15 protein-coding genes are annotated in these 17,123 nt (G+C 67.0%); 7 read left to right on the forward strand and 8 right to left on the reverse strand.

Going from position 1 to position 17,123, the window contains the following annotated elements:
- Window positions 1–65: 65 nt before the first annotated feature.
- Together smpB and RIE32_03280 are read left to right on the forward strand one after the other, a co-directional pair.
- Window positions 66–566: an SsrA-binding protein SmpB gene (gene smpB, locus RIE32_03275; protein MEQ9095265.1), complete on the forward strand. Its 501-nt coding sequence runs from the start codon at window positions 66–68 to the stop codon at window positions 564–566.
- Between the two features lie 395 nt (window positions 567–961).
- Window positions 962–2,263 carry an FG-GAP repeat protein gene (locus tag RIE32_03280; protein MEQ9095266.1) on the forward strand — a complete coding sequence of 434 codons (1,302 nt, stop codon included), beginning with the start codon at window positions 962–964 and terminating at the stop codon, window positions 2,261–2,263.
- A 178-nt stretch (window positions 2,264–2,441) separates the two neighbouring features.
- Here RIE32_03280 and RIE32_03285 read toward each other — a convergent pair whose 3' ends face one another.
- From RIE32_03285 to RIE32_03295, 3 genes are read right to left on the reverse strand one after another with little or no spacing between them, the layout of a single operon-like run.
- Window positions 2,442–3,071, reverse strand: a complete 630-nt coding sequence (locus tag RIE32_03285; GenBank protein ID MEQ9095267.1) for a response regulator — start codon at window positions 3,069–3,071, stop codon at window positions 2,442–2,444.
- A gap of 17 nt (window positions 3,072–3,088) precedes the next feature.
- Window positions 3,089–5,545, reverse strand: a complete 2,457-nt coding sequence (locus tag RIE32_03290) for a prolyl oligopeptidase family serine peptidase (protein MEQ9095268.1) — start codon at window positions 5,543–5,545, stop codon at window positions 3,089–3,091.
- Window positions 5,546–5,588: 43 nt separating this feature from the next.
- The gene (locus RIE32_03295; protein ID MEQ9095269.1) at window positions 5,589–6,884 is read right to left on the reverse strand and encodes an NAD(P)/FAD-dependent oxidoreductase; all 1,296 of its coding nucleotides are present in this window, start codon (window positions 6,882–6,884) and stop codon (window positions 5,589–5,591) included.
- A gap of 32 nt (window positions 6,885–6,916) precedes the next feature.
- Here RIE32_03295 and dtd point away from each other — a divergent pair, with 32 nt between their 5' ends.
- Window positions 6,917–7,372: a D-aminoacyl-tRNA deacylase gene (gene dtd / locus RIE32_03300; protein ID MEQ9095270.1), complete on the forward strand. Its 456-nt coding sequence runs from the start codon at window positions 6,917–6,919 to the stop codon at window positions 7,370–7,372.
- On the opposite strand, the gene RIE32_03305 is transcribed toward dtd, so the two are convergent.
- From RIE32_03305 to RIE32_03320, 4 genes are all read right to left on the reverse strand, one after another.
- Entirely contained in the window at window positions 7,350–7,886 is a 537-nt protein-coding gene (locus RIE32_03305; protein ID MEQ9095271.1) for a hypothetical protein, read from the reverse strand. The two genes, dtd and RIE32_03305, sit on opposite strands and share 23 nt — an antisense overlap.
- Window positions 7,886–8,377, reverse strand: coding sequence for a YkgJ family cysteine cluster protein (locus RIE32_03310; GenBank protein ID MEQ9095272.1), 492 nt, complete (start codon window positions 8,375–8,377; stop codon window positions 7,886–7,888). Before RIE32_03310 ends, RIE32_03305 begins: the two co-directional genes overlap by 1 nt.
- On the reverse strand, window positions 8,374–9,735 hold the full coding sequence (locus RIE32_03315; protein MEQ9095273.1) for a SpoIIE family protein phosphatase: 1,362 nt from the start codon (window positions 9,733–9,735) through the stop codon (window positions 8,374–8,376). Before RIE32_03315 ends, RIE32_03310 begins: the two co-directional genes overlap by 4 nt.
- 84 nt (window positions 9,736–9,819) lie before the next feature.
- Complete coding sequence (locus tag RIE32_03320) at window positions 9,820–11,940, reverse strand: LamG-like jellyroll fold domain-containing protein (GenBank protein ID MEQ9095274.1); 2,121 nt, start codon at window positions 11,938–11,940, stop codon at window positions 9,820–9,822.
- Window positions 11,941–12,123: 183 nt separating this feature from the next.
- On the opposite strand from RIE32_03320, the gene RIE32_03325 reads away from it, so the two are divergent.
- On the forward strand, window positions 12,124–12,672 hold the full coding sequence (locus RIE32_03325; GenBank protein MEQ9095275.1) for an HYExAFE family protein: 549 nt from the start codon (window positions 12,124–12,126) through the stop codon (window positions 12,670–12,672).
- Here RIE32_03325 and RIE32_03330 read toward each other — a convergent pair.
- Complete coding sequence (locus tag RIE32_03330) at window positions 12,669–13,865, reverse strand: hypothetical protein (protein ID MEQ9095276.1); 1,197 nt, start codon at window positions 13,863–13,865, stop codon at window positions 12,669–12,671. The genes RIE32_03325 and RIE32_03330 overlap by 4 nt on opposite strands.
- A 257-nt stretch (window positions 13,866–14,122) precedes the next feature.
- Here RIE32_03330 and RIE32_03335 point away from each other — a divergent pair, with 257 nt between their 5' ends.
- The 3 genes from RIE32_03335 (at window position 14,123) to RIE32_03345 (ending at window position 17,120) form a co-directional block, all read left to right on the forward strand.
- Window positions 14,123–15,382 carry a GC-type dockerin domain-anchored protein gene (locus tag RIE32_03335; protein ID MEQ9095277.1) on the forward strand — a complete coding sequence of 420 codons (1,260 nt, stop codon included), beginning with the start codon at window positions 14,123–14,125 and terminating at the stop codon, window positions 15,380–15,382.
- Window positions 15,383–15,431: 49 nt separating this feature from the next.
- Window positions 15,432–16,163: a GC-type dockerin domain-anchored protein gene (locus RIE32_03340; protein MEQ9095278.1), complete on the forward strand. Its 732-nt coding sequence runs from the start codon at window positions 15,432–15,434 to the stop codon at window positions 16,161–16,163.
- A 141-nt stretch (window positions 16,164–16,304) separates the two neighbouring features.
- The gene (locus tag RIE32_03345; protein MEQ9095279.1) at window positions 16,305–17,120 is read left to right on the forward strand and encodes a type III pantothenate kinase; all 816 of its coding nucleotides are present in this window, start codon (window positions 16,305–16,307) and stop codon (window positions 17,118–17,120) included.
- The last annotated feature ends 3 nt before the right edge of the window (window positions 17,121–17,123 follow it).

A 17,123-nucleotide genomic window follows, 5' to 3' on the forward strand; every position in this document is an offset into this window, starting at 1 on the left:
ACCCCGACCGCGATGCAACCCCATGTCACTCCAAACACCCAACACCCCCTCCCCTACCATCCCCCATGGCCAAGAAGCCCCGCAAGCCAAAGCCCGTCATGATCGAGAACCGCAAGGCGCGGCACGAGTATGACATCCTCGACACGCTCGAGGTCGGCATTCGCCTGACCGGCAGCGAGGTCAAGAGCGTCCGCGACGGCAAGGTCTCTCTGGGCGAGGGCTACGTGCGGGCCCAGCTCACGCCGCTGGCACTCGAGCTGCACTCGGTGAACATCGCCGAGTATCCGCCCGCCCAGGGGCACCAGCACATCCCCACCCGAGTGCGCACGTTGCTGGCCCACAAGCGCGAGATCAGCAAGCTTGCCAAGGCCAGCGACGAGAAGGGCATCACCCTCATCCCGCTGCGGCTCTACTTCCAGGGCCCCTACGCCAAGCTCGAGATCGCCCTGGCCCGGGGCCGCGGCAAGGTCGACAAGCGGCACGCCATCGCCGACCGCGAGATGAAGCGCGAGCTGGACCGCTCGATGAAGAGCCGGCTCAAGGGCGGCGCCGGGGTGGTCGGGTAGCGAGGCACGAAGGCACGCAGGCACAAGGGGCGGGGAGGCCCAGGCCCGAGAACGCCGCGACCACGACCCCGCCAGGCCCGAAGCCGGCCACGCGAAGTGCGACATTCCTTGCACGGGGAGCGGTTCCGGGCGTGCACGGAGCGACGCCGAGCGTACACGGCACGGCTCCGGGCGTACACGGAGCGACTCCGGGCGTACACGGAGTGGCTCCGGGCGTACACGCAGCGACTCCGGGCGTACACGGAACGGCTCCGAGCGTACACGGAGCGGCTCCGAGCACGCTCGGAACTCTTCTTGGGGTCGCCAGGGCGGTTTCTCTATCGGACGCATGGTTTGTTCGGGGGCTGCCGAACATCGGGCTGCAACCGGGCGCGCTGGCCGGCGGAAGAATGGGCATGCGAGGAATTGCCCATTGCGTGTGCGCCCTGGCGGTGGTCGTGGGTGGTCCGGGAAGCGCGCTCGCCGACGAACCCTGCCAGCTCCAGCGGCTGCTGGCTCCCGGGCCGTACGCATCGACATCGTTCGGTAACGCCGTCGCTCGAAGTGGGGAGTACTGGTTCGTCGCCGACTACCGCGCAGAGGTCCTCTGCACCGGCTTTGGGTGCGGGGCCGGGGCGGTCTACGTGTACCAGATGATCGACGGGCAACTCGAGCATGTCCAAACACTCACGTCCCCATTCCCGCAGTCGCCGGACAACTACGGCATTTCGATCGATGCGGACGATGTTCATCTGGTTGTTGGGGCACCGTTCAGCGGACTTCCAGGGCGCAGCGACCGACCTGGTGCCGTGTTCGTATACCGTCTTTCAGATGGGTCATGGGCGGAGAGCGCACGAATAGAGCCACCCGCGGAAGCCCTCGAATTCGGCACGGAGGTGGCCGTTGATAATGGCCAATTGCTCGTATCAGAAAACTACAACGACCGCCTAGGCCGTCTACCCCGCGTGCTGGCTTATGAAGCGCGGGGTTCGAATTGGGAACTACGCGACATTGTTTCCCGTCCCGACGACGTTTCAGAGAACTCGTGGTTTGGGATTGCACTCTCGCTCAGCAACGAACGGCTGGTCGTCGGAGCTCCTTTCGACAGGGCCGAGCGAACCAATGGCGGTTCCGTGCACGTGTACAGGCGTTCGGTCGACGGCACATACGAGTTGGAGCAGAGCCTTCGCGTGGACGCCGCCGAGCGGATCGGCCGCAGCATTTCAATCAGCGGCTCGCGTCTGCTGGCCGGGGCGCCGCTCGCCACTCGCGATTTCGAGTTCCAGGGCGTGGTTTACGAGTACGAGTTCGATGGCTCGCAATGGGTGCAGTCAGCGGAGATCCGCAGCAACGAGCCCGATCAGCAGGATACGTTTGGTACGACAGTCACGCTCGAAGGCAACCAACTCTTTGTCACGGCGGAGGGCGACAGCGTGGGCTCGGTCCAGGCGTTCGGGCGATCAGCCGATGGCGACTGGCAGCAGCAATCCCGCATCGTGCCCGACACCACGACGCTCGCTTTGCGCTTCGGGTGGAGCATGGCGACCGATGGCCGATTCCTGCTCGTGGGCGCCCCCGAAGAGAGCGACGTCTTCTCCAGCGACGACTACGGCGCCGCCTACTTCTTCGACCTCGCCTGCACCGACTGCCAGCCCGACCTCGACCTCGATGGCTCTCTCACCATCTACGACTTCCTTACCTTCCTGAACCTCTTTTAAGACGGCGACGCGCTTGCCGACTTCGACGGCGACGGCGAGCTGACGCTCTTCGACTTCCTGGCGTACCAGACAGCGTTCGACGCAGGGTGTTGAAGAGAGGCACCGAGGCACTGAGGCACAAAGGAATCAGAGATCCGCCCCTTCGTGCCTGCGTGCCTCGGTGCCTTCGTGCCTTCCCCTAAAACTCCGCCCCCGCCAGCCACTCGCTCGGCAGCGCGCCCAGCGCCTGGGCGATCATCAGCAGGCTCTCCAGGCTCGGCAGGTGCGCGCCGCGCTCGATGCTGCTGAGCTGGCTGACGCTGACGCCCGACGCCTCGCTCAGGTCCTTAAGCGTCCAGTCTTTCGCCGAGCGCGCGAGGCGTATCTGCCGGCCGAGCGCGGCGCGGAGCTTGTCCTGGGGCCGCACGCCCAGCGCGTACTCGCTGGCCGCCTGGGCGAGCACGCGGGTCAGCTCGGCGGGCTCGAAGGGCTTGGTGACGTAGTCGAAGACCTGCTTCTTGAAGGTCTGCCGCATCGAGTCCATGGTCGGGTGGCCGGTGATGACGATGACGCAGAGCTTCTCCCAGCGCTCCCGCAGCTCGGCCAGCACGTCCTCGCCGCGGTCCTTGCCCATGTTGATGTCCAGGAGCACGACCTCGGGGAGCCGGGCCTCGCACGCGTCGTAGAGCGCCGCGGGCGTGGCGACCGTGCGCACCTCGTGGCCCGCGTCGGCCAGCAGGCCCTCGAGGTACTCGCGAAAGTCCGCGTCGTCGTCGAGCGCGACGATGCTGAGGCTGGGAGCTGGGTCGTTCGTGTCGGGGCCGGCCATGGGCGGAGGATAGGGCTTCAGCGCCAGGCGCTCTGGGCCGGGTCGACCGACCAGTCGGGCCCGAAGAAGCCGGCGCCGATCACCCCCTCAAGGCCCTTCTCCAGCACGTCGGGGGTGAGGAGCAGCCAGTCCGGATAGCCCACGCCCGAGATGAAGTACCGCGGCTCGTCGGCCAGGCGCCGGCCGATCGCGCCCGTGCCCGCGACCACGCCCACCAGTGCCTCGTCGGTCCCGGCCCGCGGGTAGGCGAAGAACGCGGCCACGTCGTCGCGCTCGATGGTGCGATCCCCCACCGTCGCCGAGCCCCGGCCGATGCGTACGGGCCCGTCGCCGAGCAGTTGGTCCCACAGCCGGTGCGAGTCGGCGCAGCCGTAGAGGATGACGTTGCGATTCGCGTTGACCTCGGCATCGGGATCGAAGGCCGTGTCGGGCACGACGTCGACCGCGCCGTTGGCCCGGTACTGCCAGGTGTCGGCGTCGTAGCGAGCCTTGGCGAGCGCCCAGGCGTTCTCTTCCTCGGTGCCGCCGGTGGCGTAGACGAAGGCCATGTTGTTGTCGAAGGCGTGCTTGAAAGGGCCGGCGCGGTGGGCGCCCTTGAGGGCGGGGTCGTGGAAGGGCGCGATCGCCTTCCATGGGTCGTCGAGCGTCGCACGCTGGAAGTCGTACAGGATGCCGCCGCCCATGCGGTGCACCTCCTGGCCATCGATCATCACGGTGTCGCGGAAGTGCTCGCCATCGATCACATCGTGATCCAGCGAGAAGGCCAGCACGTTGCTCGTGGCGATGTCCATGGGCGCCTCGGCCGTCGGGCGCACCACCGTGAGCGTCGCGGGCTCCATGGACCGCGCCTGCCGCTGGATCGTGAACAGCCTCGCCTCGCTGCTGATGGCCGGGTTGATGGTGGTGAAGCGCTCCCGCGCCGGGGTCATGTCGATGGCGCGATCCTCGAAGAACCGCATCATGGGCGGCCAGTCGACGCACTGGTTGCCCCACCAGTGCCCGGCCCCGGGCCGCTCGTAGTACGCAAAGTCCGGGTGGAACTTTGCGAGCCGCTCGCGCATGAAGCGTGCCTGGCTCACCGGCACGTTGTTGTCCGCGTCGCCGTGGAGGACGTAGACGCCCAGGTCCTGGTAATTCTCTTCGAGCAGCAGCGTGCGGCTGGCATTGTTGGCGGTATTGAGGATCCGGCCGATGGGGTCGCCCTCGTCGAACTCGCCCGCGCCCCCATAGCTCCAGAAGTCCCGCCAGCCCGCGCTGGGGCCGATGGCGGCGAACTTCGGGGCAAAGTGGGCCCCCACCTGCCACGTGCCGTGGCCGCCCATGGAGTGGCCGGTGAGGTACGTCCGCTCGGGGTTCTGGTGCCCGTACGCCTCGCGGGCGTGGGCGAGCACCTCGATGGCGTCGAGCCGGCCCCAGTCCTCCCAGTCGAAGCCGAAGGGCCGGCGGTTGGTGGGCGCGACGATGATCGTGCCATCCTTGTGGCCGTAGGCATTGGCCTGGTTTCTCGCCTCGACGCTGGCGCCGTGCAGGGTCAGGATGAACAACTCGGGCCTGGAGCCCTCGACCGGCGGCGTGACGGCGTAGTACTGCACGCTGCCGTCGATGTCGCTGATGAAGGTTTGAGAGTGCTTTTCGTGGGGCTGGCGAACGCCTAGCGATATCGGCATCTGGACCCGTGTCATCCCCGACAGGGCCTCCAGATTCGTAGTGATCTCGCCGGTCTCCGAGGTCGCGGGGAGAACCATGTGTACTGGCAGCTTGCGGACGCCAAGAGGTGCGATTCCTCCGAGCCCGGGCGCGACCTGGGTGACAAAGCGTCCGCCATCCCACACGCCCTGCACGCCAATCAGTTGCTCGGCCGTGGCGTTGACCAGAGGTGCAGCGGCGATGTATTCGCCATCATTGACAACGTCGGGCTTGGTCACGTCGCTGTCGAGCCAGAACAGCTCGGCTTCGGGCTCGCGCAGCTCGATCCGCATCCGCCCGCGTCCACCCTTGAACAGCAGCTCGTTGTCACCCTCGCGCAGCTCGATGGGCAGGGCCGTGATGCCCAGGTTGTAGACGTCGCCTCCGCGGCGCTGGCCGTTGACCACCACGTGCCGGTGGCCGCGGGCGTGGAGCATCGCGATGCGGCGCTGCGGCGAACGAATGACCACGTGGGCGTAGCCCCCGGCGAGCGCGCGGTCGTTGAACACGCCCTCGTCGTTGGCGCTCAGGGGCTTCCAGCTCGCCGACCGTCCGTCGGGGGTCGTGACCTCGTCGCCCTCGGCGGGCGGCTTCCAATCGCCGCGGACCAGGCTCAGCTCGACCGGGTCGCTCACGATCAGGCTGCGCCCGCCGCGCGAGAGGCGGTCCAGGGCGAGCACGTCCTTGACCACCAGCGTGTCCGAATCGGCCGGCCACGGAACGACGGCCTGGGCCAGCGCCTGGAGGCACGAGATGGATACGGCAAGGACGGCGGCAATGGTTCGCATGGGCATCTCCGTGCCCGAGCGTATGGCCCCGGCCCCGCACCGGTCAGGCCGGCACGTCGTCCAGCACGGCCCGGGCGCACCGCTTGCCGCTGGACAGCGCGCCGTCGATCGAGCCGTTCTCCAGCCAGTCGCCGCAGGCGTAGAGCCCCTCGCCCAGCCGCGACGGCCACTGTGGGGTTTCCATGCGTGCCGGGCCCTGATCGGGCAACGCGTGCTCGATCCGATCGAGGTTCAGCAGTGTGGCGCCCTCGACGGCCTGGCCGAACCAGCGTTGCAGCTGCGGGCGGCACGCGGCATCGAGCGCTGCGTCGTCGGCGTGCTCGGCCAGCACCGCGGGATCGACCACGTTGGCGTAGAGCAGGTGGCGTCCGGGCGGGGCGTAGTGCGGCGACACGTCGCTCATCACCGCCAGGTGGTTGATTGGCCCCTGGCCATCGCCATCGAGCACCAGGATTGGCTCGTCGGTGGGCGAGGCGTCGCAGGCATAAGCCAGCGTCGCCGTCGAGCGCCACGCCTGCGGGGGCGTCGGGGCCGTCGCGCGGCCCTCAAGCAGGCCGGCGGCCACGCCGCCATCGGTCGCCACAACCACCGTGCGGGCACGCCACGAGCCGCCCTCGGCATGCACGACCCACTGCTCGCCCGGGCGCTCGATCCGCTGGACGGCCGTGCCGGTCAGCAGCGCGTCGGCGGGCAGGCCCTCGGCCATCTGCGTGGGCAGGCGCCCCATGCCGTGGGCGGGCACGCACGCCCGCCCCTGCGCAAACATCCGGAACACGAACTCGAGCATCCGGCTGCAGGTGTCCAGTTCGCGGTCGAAGAACACCCCACCGAAGAACGGACGGAAGAATCGATCGATCGTGGACTCATCGAAGCCCGCGTCCCGCAGCGCCTCGATCGCGCTGCGGCCCGGACGCTTCCAGATGTTCTCGACCGGCCCGGCGAGCACGCGCAGCGACCACTCGGCCAGTCGGAGCTTATCACGCGTCGTCGCGATCGGCGTCCGAAAGCCCCGCAAGGCATCCCCGGGCCGTCGACGCGGATCGGCCACGCGGTGAAAGTCTCCCGAAAGAATGACCTTGGCGCCGGGATAGAAGCACCGCAGGTCCAAGGACTCGTAGTCGAACGCCTCGGCCGCGTGCGGGTACGCCGTCAGCAACACCTGGAAACCCCGGTCGACGAGGTACGCGCCCTCAAGCGTCTCGATGGTTTCGGTTCGCACGCGTCCGCCCATACGGTCCGACGCTTCGAGCAGCACGAACGGACGCTGCGCCGCGTGCAGCACCCTGGCGCAATTCAGCCCGGCGAGTCCGCCGCCAATGATCACCGTCTCAGTGTCCATGCCCGCCTCGAAACAACGGAGTGAGCCAGGAAATGCGAGTGATCGTCCAGCGTGTCATCGAAGCCAGCGTCACACTCCCACAAGAAGGCGATATTAGCGGCCACATCGACCAAGGCCTACTGGCCATGGTTGGCCTTCAACGCGACGACACCGACGCAAGCCTCGACTGGATGGTGGAGAAACTCATCCATCTTCGCATCTTCCCCGACGAGAACGGGAAAATGAACCTTTCCATTAAAGAGTTGGAGGCCGCCAGCGTCCTCCTGATCCCGAACTTCACGGTTGGCTGCCACGTCGGCAAGGGGCGCCGCCCCAGCTTCGATGGTGCGCTGCCGCCGGATGCGGCCGACGTGATGTTTTCCAGATTCGTAGAGAAATTCTCACAAAAGTTTGCACGGGTGCAGACCGGCCGGTTCGGCGCACACATGCTGGTCCGCTCGTGCAATGACGGACCGATTACGTTTGTTATTGAGTCTCAGGCTCAATAACCCCCGCGTCGACCAGGAGCGACAGCATCGAACGCCACTCCATGTATCGGTATTCGATGCCGAGCGTCTCGTGGAGTCGCTTGACCATGGCGTGGGCCCGTTCGGTCAGATCCTCTTGCCATGCATCGGTCCCGGCGTCGCAGAAATAGGTTCGGCAACCCACGGGCTTGATGGCGTGGACGCCGCAGAGCTTGCCCACCTGGAACGGGCATCCGCCCCGCAGCCGGGCCTGCTGGATCGTGTCCCTGGAGAGCAAGGGGTGCTCGCCTCGCAGTTGTCCGACGCACCAGGCCGCTTCGAGCCCGGTGACGTAGAGCCGATGGCCGTAGGACTCGAAGTTGCAGCAGCGCCCCGAGGCGACGCACATCGGCGCCCGGGCGGCCACCTGCTCGGCGATCATCGCATAGATCGCTTCGAGCCAGCAACCGACCTCGTCGCGTTCGGCAGCACGCAGCCACCCCCGCGCGACGTCCAGATCATGGGCATCGAAGCGATCGTTCGGGAATCCGTTCATCAGATCGGGCTCGCGTCGCGCGTAAGCCGGACGAGCGAGGCGGGCGTCCGCGGGCCGGAGTTCATGCCCGGGCACGTCGTCGCGGCACGATCCCATGAGCGTTCATCGCCCAAATTGCGCTTCCAGAACGGCCAGGTCCGGCATTGGAGGGGGCGATGGTCATACACCCCGCAGACGGCCCTGCCCGGCATCGACGTTCGGTCAAGGAAGACGCAGTCCCATCCAAACGCCGTGAGGCGTTCTCGCAGCGACGCCCCGCCGTCCAGGGGCTTGGTGAATTGCTCGACGAAGGCGGCTTCGGAAAGCCCCAGGTGGGCCGAAAGGTCGGCCAGTTCCGACCCGTCGAGCATGACCGATCCGGGCGCCCCGGTGCAGCAGTTGCCGCACATCGTGCAGCGGAACCGCAAGCCGTCTTCGGGGGCTCGCCGCCCCTGGTCGTCGGCAGGCCCAAAGGGGGAGGCTTCGAACCAGTCACTGCGATCTTCGCTCATGCCAGCACGCCGGCGGCGGTCTCGAAGGTCGCTTCCTGGAGCTGCGGCACCGGGGTATAGCGCAGCGCCACGATGGTCTGGTCGTCCTCTCGCGTCCGAGACTGGGTATGCTCGTACACGGCGCCGTGCACCGAATCGACGACGCAGGCGGGCTGGCCCGAGCAGCTCTCGAGCGACGCGTCCAGCCCTTCGACGCCGAACATCTCACGCTCGGCGTTGAACGATTCGGTGATGCCGTCGGTGTATAGCACGACGGTGTCGCCCTCTTCCAGCCGGATCGAAGCGCTGGTTGCGCCCAGCGGCTCGAAGACGCCCAGCGGCAAGCTGCCCGCTTCGTCCAGGGGAACGACCTCGCCCGTGGCGCCCTTCTTCCAACGCGGCGGATTGTGCCCGGCCCTGCTGAACTGGAACTCGCCCGTGGAGGGGTCGTAGATCGCCAGGAATGCCGTCGTGAAGGCGCCCTCAAGCCCCGCGGCAACAAGGCGGCTGTTGGCATGCTCGAGCACCAGGTGCGGGTGCATGCCGCTCCCCTCGTACGCATGCAGGATGGCGTGCAGCATGGCCATCACGGTTGCCGCCGCTGCGCCATGACCCGAGACGTCGGCGATGAGGATGCCCCACCGCCCGTCGTCGAAGGGGAAGAAGTCGTAGTAGTCGCCGCCCGCCTGGTCGCTGGTGAGATAACTCGTGGCCAGCGACAGTCCAGGAATATCGGGGAGCGTCCGCGGCAACAGGCTCTGCTGGACCCGGGCAACCTCCTCGAACTGGGAACGCAGCCGCATTGTCGCGCTCTCGGCTTCACGCACCGCCACGAGGTTCCGCGTGGCCGTACCGCTGAGGTTCGCGAGCATTACGAACATCTCGAGCGTTTCTTCATCGAACGACTCGGCATCCCGCACGAACTGGAAGGCCCAGTTCAACGGCCGGCCTCGGTCGAAGATGGGCGTGGCAATCAACGACCGCATGTCGGCGGCCGCGTCGCCCAGCGCAGGATCCGACGGCACGCCGTCGAGCGACACGATGGCGGGCTCGCCCGCCTCGATGATCGGGCCAAGCAGGCCTGCGGTGTGGACGGGCAGCTTGGCCCAGTCTCGCCAGGGATCAAATCGCTGGTAGGCCGCGGCGCCCCCGTCGTCGGCGCTGGCCACCTCGCGGGTGTGGATGAGCCGGGTGATCTTGTACTCGCCCTGCCCGAGCCCCCGCGTCGAGGCCGACACGTACAGGTCGACCGGGTGCAGCCGCCACATGCGCCGCAGGGCGGTCTGGATCTGCCCTGGCTCCTCGGCGCGGCTCACGTCCTCCAGCAACTCGCGAACGAGCGCCAGGCGGGCCTTCGGATCGGTCAGGACGTGGTCCATGCTGAATGATATGGATTCCGATTCGCCCGGCCCTATTCCCAACCGCAATCAAAGGGTGGGCCCACGGCCAATCGGGGAGAGCAATTACCGGGCTTGGACGACGCTCGGCTCGCCAACCCGCCGGGCATGATGGCCGTGCCCGGACTCATCGACCACGTACGGCCCCATCGACCGGTCGAAGGTATACAGGGCCAGGGTGTGCTCATCGGCTTCCAGTCGACGCGCTGGGCTGAAGCGCTCTCCGCGATAGCGGGCGATCCCCGACAGGCGGACCTCGTCGATCTGGCCCTCGAAGAAGCTCATAGGGCTGCCTGAACCATCCGGGTCGGCTCCGATGATCAACGGCAGGCTGTTGGTCGTGCGATCCCACGCCGGGTCGACGCCCTCGGTCGAGACCAGCACGCCGTCCAGGTAGACCCGGGTGGCGTTTCCGTCGTAGACCGCGGCAACGTGGTGCCAGGCGTCGGTTCGGATCGAATCACGGACCCGGTTGTTGCGGTAAGCGCCCCCGAGATGGTTGCTGAAGCCCAGCACGCCATCGCTCACGAAGAAGCCGTACTCGCTGCTCTGGGTCTTGGTCAGCAGGCCCCGGCGGCCCTCGAAGTTCCGCGCGTTGAACCAGCACTCGATGGTGAACGGTCCTTGCTCGAAGCTGGCCACCTCGCTCGGCACCAGGATGGCGTCGTCCACGCCGTCGAAGTTCAGGGCCATGTTGGTCTCGGGTCGAGCGCCGCCCAGCAGGCTGGTCAGATCGACGGGCGCTTCCACTTCGGTGGTCGGCAGCGCGTAACGGGCGGTCTGGCCCAGGTAGTCGGCGTCGACCGCGAAGCTCAGGCGATCAAGATACGCGTCGGCGGTCTGCGCGGGACGGCCCACGAGGAAGCCGACGTCCCTGGTTTCGCCGGGCTGAAGGATTGCATGCACGTGATCGGGCCGCACGAGCCAGCGGTTGTCGAGGCTGCTGGGGGTGACCTCGACCTGGAGTTGCCGATCGGTTGTGTTCTTGACCGTCAGGGCGACCTCGCCTCGGGCGCCGCCCTCGGATCCGAATGCCACGACGCCGTCGACTTCGATACCCTGGCGCGCCTGCCGGGCCAGACTGTCGGCCATCTCTCCGGTGATCTCACGGACGTTCATCGCAGCGCCCACGGGATATGCCGTCATGGCAATCTGCTGGGGCCGCACGGTGATGAGGTGGTACTGGTGCAGCCAGCCGGCCTGAGGAACCTGATGGCTCTGTCCGCCACCCACGGTCGCCAGCGTGACGTATTCGATGCCATCGTCGCCGTTGGGTCCGAAGTCGTGCCGCATGCGGTGAATGTGCCCGGCAAAGACGGCCCGGACGTTGCCAGCCTCGACCAGCATCGGATGCACGTTCTCGTTCCAGTCGCTGCCGTAGTTGTTGCCCAGCCATCGCGGATGGTGGACGAAGATGAACTGGTGGGTCGCGTCCCTGCCGCGCTCGAGGGCCTGGGCCAGGAACTCGCGCTGCTCGACCGTCATCTGCTGGCTCTCGGGCTTATGAATGCTCTTTTCGCCGGTCTGCTGGTTGCCCTCGTCGGTATAGAGCGCGATGAAGTGGCAGCCCTTGTGCATGAAGCTGTACCACAACGGACCGAAGTGCATTTCGTAGGCCGTCTCGTGCTCGCCCTCGGGCTTGTTGTCGCCCCGCCAGTAGACATCGTGGTTGCCCGCGACGGGGAACCAGGGGCACAACAGCTCGCCCATGACCGCCTTGAACTCGCCCATCTCGGTCATCCACTGGGCGCTCTGGTTGTAGCCATCGATCATGTCGCCGACGGTCATGACCAGGTCGGGCTCGATGAGGTTCACGTCGCGCACGGCGTCGGCCAGCACGTTGATACCGAGGTCGGGCCCGCCCGTGCGGTCGCCGAAGATCGCGAACACGAACGCGTCATCCTCACCCGGGAGGGGCAAGGTCACCGACGAATCTCGCGTGGTGAAGAACCGCGTGCCATCGGGCGCCACCGTCGTGTGCGGGCGGTTGTGGGTGTGCAGGTGTCGTTCGTGGAAGAGGAAGGGTGTCTCCACATTGGGCTCATAGCCATCGTCCATGGCTCCCGGCTCGCGCACGCCGTCGCTGGTGCTGGCGCCGCTCGGCTCGCCGTGCTGAGCGATGGCGCTCAACGGAGTCGCGAAGCAAGACAACAGCAGCACCGCGGCCGCGGAATGGGCTTGACGCATGACAATCTCTCCGGAAGTGCGAGGCTGGACGGGGCGTACCGGCCCCAGCGTACCGCCCCAATATCCTCGCGTCCGCCATCCGCGCTTCAAACCGCGCACACTTCACGCAGCGCTTGCCGGATCTGAACACCACGCTTGCCATGCCCGCGTTATCCCCCGAACAGGCCGCTAGCATGAAACTCGATGGGACGCCGCCAGATCCATTACGAGCAGGCCTTCAAGGCCATGCTGAGCGAACGGGGCGTTCCGTTCGTAGCGGTCGACGAGGCTCGCCGGGCCATCCTGCCCGGCGAGCAGGCGCCACTCGAGACCACCCTGGCCGGGCAGACCAGAACGCTCAAGGCGTTCGACTACGTGCTGTATGGCACGCCCAATCTCCTCGTGGAGCTCAAGGGCCGCCGCCTGCCCGCCGGCTCGACGCGATTGGAGAACTGGGTGACCGACGACGACGTCGACAGCCTTCGCCGCTGGTGCACCATGTTCGGTCGCGGCTATGTGGGGTGCTTCGTTTTTGTGTACGAGTGCCCGGGCGAACCCCCCGCCACGCCGAGCCCGCTGTTCGAAGACGTGTGGATGTACAAGGACCATTACTATGCCCTGCGGGCCATCGACGTGGAGGCCTACGCGGCACACATGAAGGTGCGCAGCGCGCGCTGGCGCACGGTGTGCCTGGCCAAGCCTGACTTTGAACGCTATAGCGGGCCGCTGATGGGACGGGCCGCGATGGCCTAGCGCACCGGTCGCTCGAGCAGCGGATAGCGAATCACCGCACGCGACGGCATCGGAGGGTGCTCGACGACCAATCGCAAGCAGTGGAAATCCTCGGCAGACCAGCCCGCGCGCTCGAACGACAGCCGCATCACCTCCGCGTACTGATCCGCCAGGGGCGTCGACACGTCGGCTCCTCGCCCCAGGTGCACCGGGCGATCGTTGATGGGCAGCTTGGCCGAGGGTGGAAACTGCGGCGTGTTCTGCCAGGCGCCGCCGTAGATCGACGTTTCGGCCTGCAACGCCTCGGGCATGTCCTTGTGTACGAACAAATCGAAGAGGAGCGTCTCGACGGGCATACTTACCGCCGCGGCAAGCCATGCGGTTTCATCGGGCTTGGTCTGGTATCGCGGTACGTCGGCGCGATATCCGAAGCCGAAGTAGCAGCCAAACTCTCCGGTCTTGCCCACCGGTCCGTCGCCGACCTCGTACGTGACTTCGTCGCCATCCTCACGCACGTGGATCTCGGGCATGGGCCCGCGGGAGAACGAGGGCAAGAAGCCCCATGGCGCGTCCGGCGCCTCTTCGACCGCGAAACGCTGCACCTGGCCCTCGAACTCGTAGCGGCCAAGCCGGAACACGGGCCATCGCGGGATGGGACGGAACCGTCGGACCTTCTGCAACCCGGCGATGAGCATGACGTCGAGCATGTTCGGATCGTCGGCGTTGGGCGCCAGAACCTGCGCCGAAACCCGGGCCTTGGCCATCACGCCCCAGATGCCTGCATTGCCCCGAAAGGCGAGCTTCCGACTCTTCTCCAGGCCGGTCTCGGCCATGCTGTCCAGCATCAGATCCATCGTGGCCCGATCGCCACCGTGCGTAGCCACCATCGCCTCGATTTCGGCAATCGCAAGCCGGGTGCGCTGAAGGGCCGCGGCGTCGGCCCCAGCCTTCTCGGTCGCCTCCATCACCAGATCCAGCCCGGCCATTCCTGGCAGGAGCGGAAGGGCCTCGAATGCGTCCTCGGCCTGCAGCACCCGAGAGATCTTCCAGGTCAGGTTCTTGTTGAGCCCCAGCCGGCGCGAAACGTCCTGCGGGCGGTCCGGATCGGCCCCAACCTGCGAGTACAAGCCCAACAAGGCCCCGCGCAACTCACGGACGGCGTCGCGGCAGTGCTCTTCGAAGGTGGACCCGTTTGAAGTAGTCGTAGTACTCATTCTGTTCAAATACCGAACAATTAGGGTCGTTGACGAACGTGACGCAGTTGCGACGACGCATGGTACCCGCTTGGGGGCCACACGCAACAATTTTTCCTGAATTTTCTCTGGGGAAACTTGTGGAGATGGAACCAGGCGGCATAATCTCTCGGACCGATTTCGCATCCCTGGGGCAGCGAGCCCTTTCACGGGCACGCCATGAAGCGAGCCCCACCACGCACACGAGCGAGCCGCTCGCGGCTCCGGAGGCACGAGAAATGCAGATTCGAACCATTGCAGCGGCCGCCGCCCTGGTGTCGGTGTCCGGCCTGGCACTCGCCCAGGAGTTCTACACCATTCCCGTCGGCCAGGGCTTTGCCGACGACATCAGCAACACCGGCGTCGTCAGCGGCTCGAGCGGCTTCGGCGAGCAGTACTTCATGTGGACCGCCGACACCGGCTCGATGCAGATCGGTGGCGTCACCCCGGGCTTGGGCGTTGGCGGCCAGGGCAAGATCTCTGCCGACGGCCTCTTCATCAGCGGTACCACGTTCAATGCCGATCAGGGCTGGCACGAGATGTCGCGCTATGACGTCGCCGCCGGCGAGTGGACCGGCTTCGGCATGATCCCCGGCGTTGGCACGCAGATCGATGCCGAGGTCTCCAGCGGCTGGGCCATCTCGGGCGACGGCCGCCACGTCGTCGGGCTCGGCTGGACCAGCCTGGGCACCGCCGACACCCACGTCATGAAGTGGACCGAGGGCGTGGGCGTCATCGACATCGGCACCATGGCCGACGGCCAGTCGGCCCGCGCCAACGGCGTCAGCCACGACGGCGAGGTCATCGTCGGCTGGCAGGACGCGCCCGACGGCTTCCGCCAGGGCTCGGTCTGGATCGACGGCGTGCAGACGCTGATCACCGACGACATGGGCACCCAGCTCTCCGAGGCCATGGACGTCTCGGACGACGGCGTCTGGGCCTTCGGCATCGCCTTCGGCGGCCTGTTCGATCCCACCGACACGTGGCGCTTTAACACCAGCACCGGTGAGTTGCAGACCATCCCTCGCCTGGCGGTGGGCGCCGACAGCCGCATGGCCGCGGCGGCGGTCAACCACGACGGTTCGCTCGCCGGCGGCGGCACCTGGGGCTTCGGCTCCCCGGCCAGCTTCGGCCGCGGCTTTGTCTGGCAAGAGGGCGTGGGCACCACATCGGTGGCCGACTTCCTCGACAGCAAGGGCGTCAGCTACCCCGCGGGCTACACCTTCGCGTTCGTGAGCGCGATCTCGCCCGATGGCAACTGGATGGCCGGCTGGGGCTACCCCGACACCCTACGCAACCTCCAGACCTGGGTGGTCCGCCTGGACGCGTCGTGCCCGGCCGACTTCGATGGCGATGGTGATTTGACCCTGTTCGACTTCCTCGCGTTCCAGAACGCTTTTGACGCCGGCGAAGCTGCCGCCGATTTCGATGGCGACGGCGAGTTGACCCTCTTCGACTTCCTGGCGTTCCAGAACGCCTTCGACGCCGGCTGCGAGTAAGCCGCGCCCCGCCTGCTCACAAACTCTCACTTAGACAAGAAAGAGAACCATGAACAAGACGATCATCCTGGCCCTGCTCGCCGCCACCGGCGCCGCGGCCCATGCGGACCCCATCACCGTCACGATCACCGGCGAGGTTGCTTCCAGCCGAATCACCGAGGGCGATCTTGCGGCCGTCTCGGCCGGCGACATCACCACCGTCACGTTCCAGGTCGATTCGGACGAGTTCTTCGATGTCCTGCCCGGCGACCTGCGCAACTACCCCGTGAACAATGACTCATTCCTGCTGGACTTCGGCTCGGTCAGCACCACGATCGTGTCGGGCACCGAGGCGTTCTTCACGCTGGTTGACGGCTTCCCCGTCTCGGACGGCTTCATCCTGTCCACCTCGCGCACCTCGCCGGGCGGCGTACCGCTCCAGACCTCCCCCTACCAGCTCGGCTTCGACCTGGGCTACGAGGGCTCGACGCTCGACTCGCTGGACATCGCCGATGCCCTGGGCCTCTACGAGTTTGCCGGCCTGACCCGCTTCAATTTCACTGTTTGGAGCATCTTCCCAGACAACGTCGCGATGGAGATCAACTTCGTCTCGATGGAGATCGCCAGCGACGTGTGCGCTGCAGACTTTGATGGCGACGGCGAGCTCACGCTCTTCGACTTCCTGGCCTTCCAGAACGCCTTTGATGCCGGAGAGCCGGCCGCCGACTTCGACGGCGATGGCGACCTGACCCTCTTCGACTTCCTGGCGTTCCAGAACGCCTTCGACGCCGGCTGCGAGTAAGCCACGCCCCGTCTCCCTCGGCCAGCGTCCCCGCGCTGGCAAGACCGACTCCGCCGTGGCCGCACCCGCTGGCGGGGTCGGTTTTTGCGTGCGCGCTCCATACTCTGTGGGCTTCCCCCCTGTTGAAACGAGGCCCCGTTCATGACCCAGGACCCGGATCGCACGCCCGCCCCACCCGCCGCTCTCCTGGTCGTGGGCAACACCCGCGCCCGGACCGCAAGCTACGCCGACGGGGCCGTCCACCACTCGGCTTCACACGCAGCCACCGACGCCGCGGCCATCGCCGACGCGCTCGCGCCCTTCCTGGACGATCACCACGGCGCTCCGCTTTTGATCGCCAGCGTCAACCAGCCAGCCGCCCAGGCCGCCGCCGGGGCGCTCTCGGCGCACACCGAGCACGTTGCGTACGCGGGCAAGGAATTCGCCGTCCCGCTGGTCACCGCTGCGACCAGGCCCGATCGCGTGGGCATCGATCGACTCCTCTGCTGCCTGGCTGCCTTCCGCATGGCCGAGCAGGCATGCATCGTGATCGACGCCGGTACCGCCATCACGGTCGACTTCATCGACGGGCAGGGCACCCACCACGGCGGCGCCATCGCCCCGGGCGTGGGAGCGATGCTCGCCGGCCTGAACTCCGCGGCGCCAGCGCTTCCGAAGCTGAGTGCCGCCGACGCGTTCGCGATCTCAATTCCTGAGGCCGAACCCTGGGGACGCGACACCGAGCCCGCCATGGCTCTTGGCGTAAAGCAAGCCGCCATCGGGCTCGTGCACGGCCTGGTGGATCGCTTCGCGCTCGCCTACGGAGGCTACCCACGCGTCATCGCGACCGGCGGTGACGCCCTCCCGTTGTTCGAGAACGACGAGATCGTCGAGCATGTCGTGCCAGACTTGCAACTGGCCGGCCTTGCGCGCGCGTACGAAGCGATGGTGAACGCCGATGAGGACGACGACGGCTGAACC

The organism is Phycisphaerales bacterium, from assembly GCA_040221175.1.
Taxonomy (GTDB): Bacteria; Planctomycetota; Phycisphaerae; order Phycisphaerales; family UBA1924; genus JAHCJI01.

What these genes read in the sequence shown, in the direction of transcription:
- RIE32_03330 (MEQ9095276.1), bottom strand. Translation starts at nt 13,865, where the DNA reads ATGAGTACTACGACTACTTCAAACGGGTCCACCTTCGAAGAGCACTGC.
- RIE32_03345 (MEQ9095279.1), top strand. Translation starts at nt 16,305, where the DNA reads ATGACCCAGGACCCGGATCGCACGCCCGCCCCACCCGCCGCTCTCCTG.
- RIE32_03290 (MEQ9095268.1), bottom strand. Translation starts at nt 5,545, where the DNA reads ATGCGAACCATTGCCGCCGTCCTTGCCGTATCCATCTCGTGCCTCCAG.
- smpB (MEQ9095265.1), top strand. Translation starts at nt 66, where the DNA reads ATGGCCAAGAAGCCCCGCAAGCCAAAGCCCGTCATGATCGAGAACCGC.
- RIE32_03295 (MEQ9095269.1), bottom strand. Translation starts at nt 6,884, where the DNA reads ATGGACACTGAGACGGTGATCATTGGCGGCGGACTCGCCGGGCTGAAT.
- RIE32_03315 (MEQ9095273.1), bottom strand. Translation starts at nt 9,735, where the DNA reads ATGGACCACGTCCTGACCGATCCGAAGGCCCGCCTGGCGCTCGTTCGC.
- RIE32_03305 (MEQ9095271.1), bottom strand. Translation starts at nt 7,886, where the DNA reads ATGAACGGATTCCCGAACGATCGCTTCGATGCCCATGATCTGGACGTC.
- RIE32_03325 (MEQ9095275.1), top strand. Translation starts at nt 12,124, where the DNA reads ATGGGACGCCGCCAGATCCATTACGAGCAGGCCTTCAAGGCCATGCTG.
- RIE32_03280 (MEQ9095266.1), top strand. Translation starts at nt 962, where the DNA reads ATGCGAGGAATTGCCCATTGCGTGTGCGCCCTGGCGGTGGTCGTGGGT.
- RIE32_03310 (MEQ9095272.1), bottom strand. Translation starts at nt 8,377, where the DNA reads ATGAGCGAAGATCGCAGTGACTGGTTCGAAGCCTCCCCCTTTGGGCCT.
- RIE32_03285 (MEQ9095267.1), bottom strand. Translation starts at nt 3,071, where the DNA reads ATGGCCGGCCCCGACACGAACGACCCAGCTCCCAGCCTCAGCATCGTC.
- dtd (MEQ9095270.1), top strand. Translation starts at nt 6,917, where the DNA reads ATGCGAGTGATCGTCCAGCGTGTCATCGAAGCCAGCGTCACACTCCCA.
- RIE32_03340 (MEQ9095278.1), top strand. Translation starts at nt 15,432, where the DNA reads ATGAACAAGACGATCATCCTGGCCCTGCTCGCCGCCACCGGCGCCGCG.
- RIE32_03320 (MEQ9095274.1), bottom strand. Translation starts at nt 11,940, where the DNA reads ATGCGTCAAGCCCATTCCGCGGCCGCGGTGCTGCTGTTGTCTTGCTTC.
- RIE32_03335 (MEQ9095277.1), top strand. Translation starts at nt 14,123, where the DNA reads ATGCAGATTCGAACCATTGCAGCGGCCGCCGCCCTGGTGTCGGTGTCC.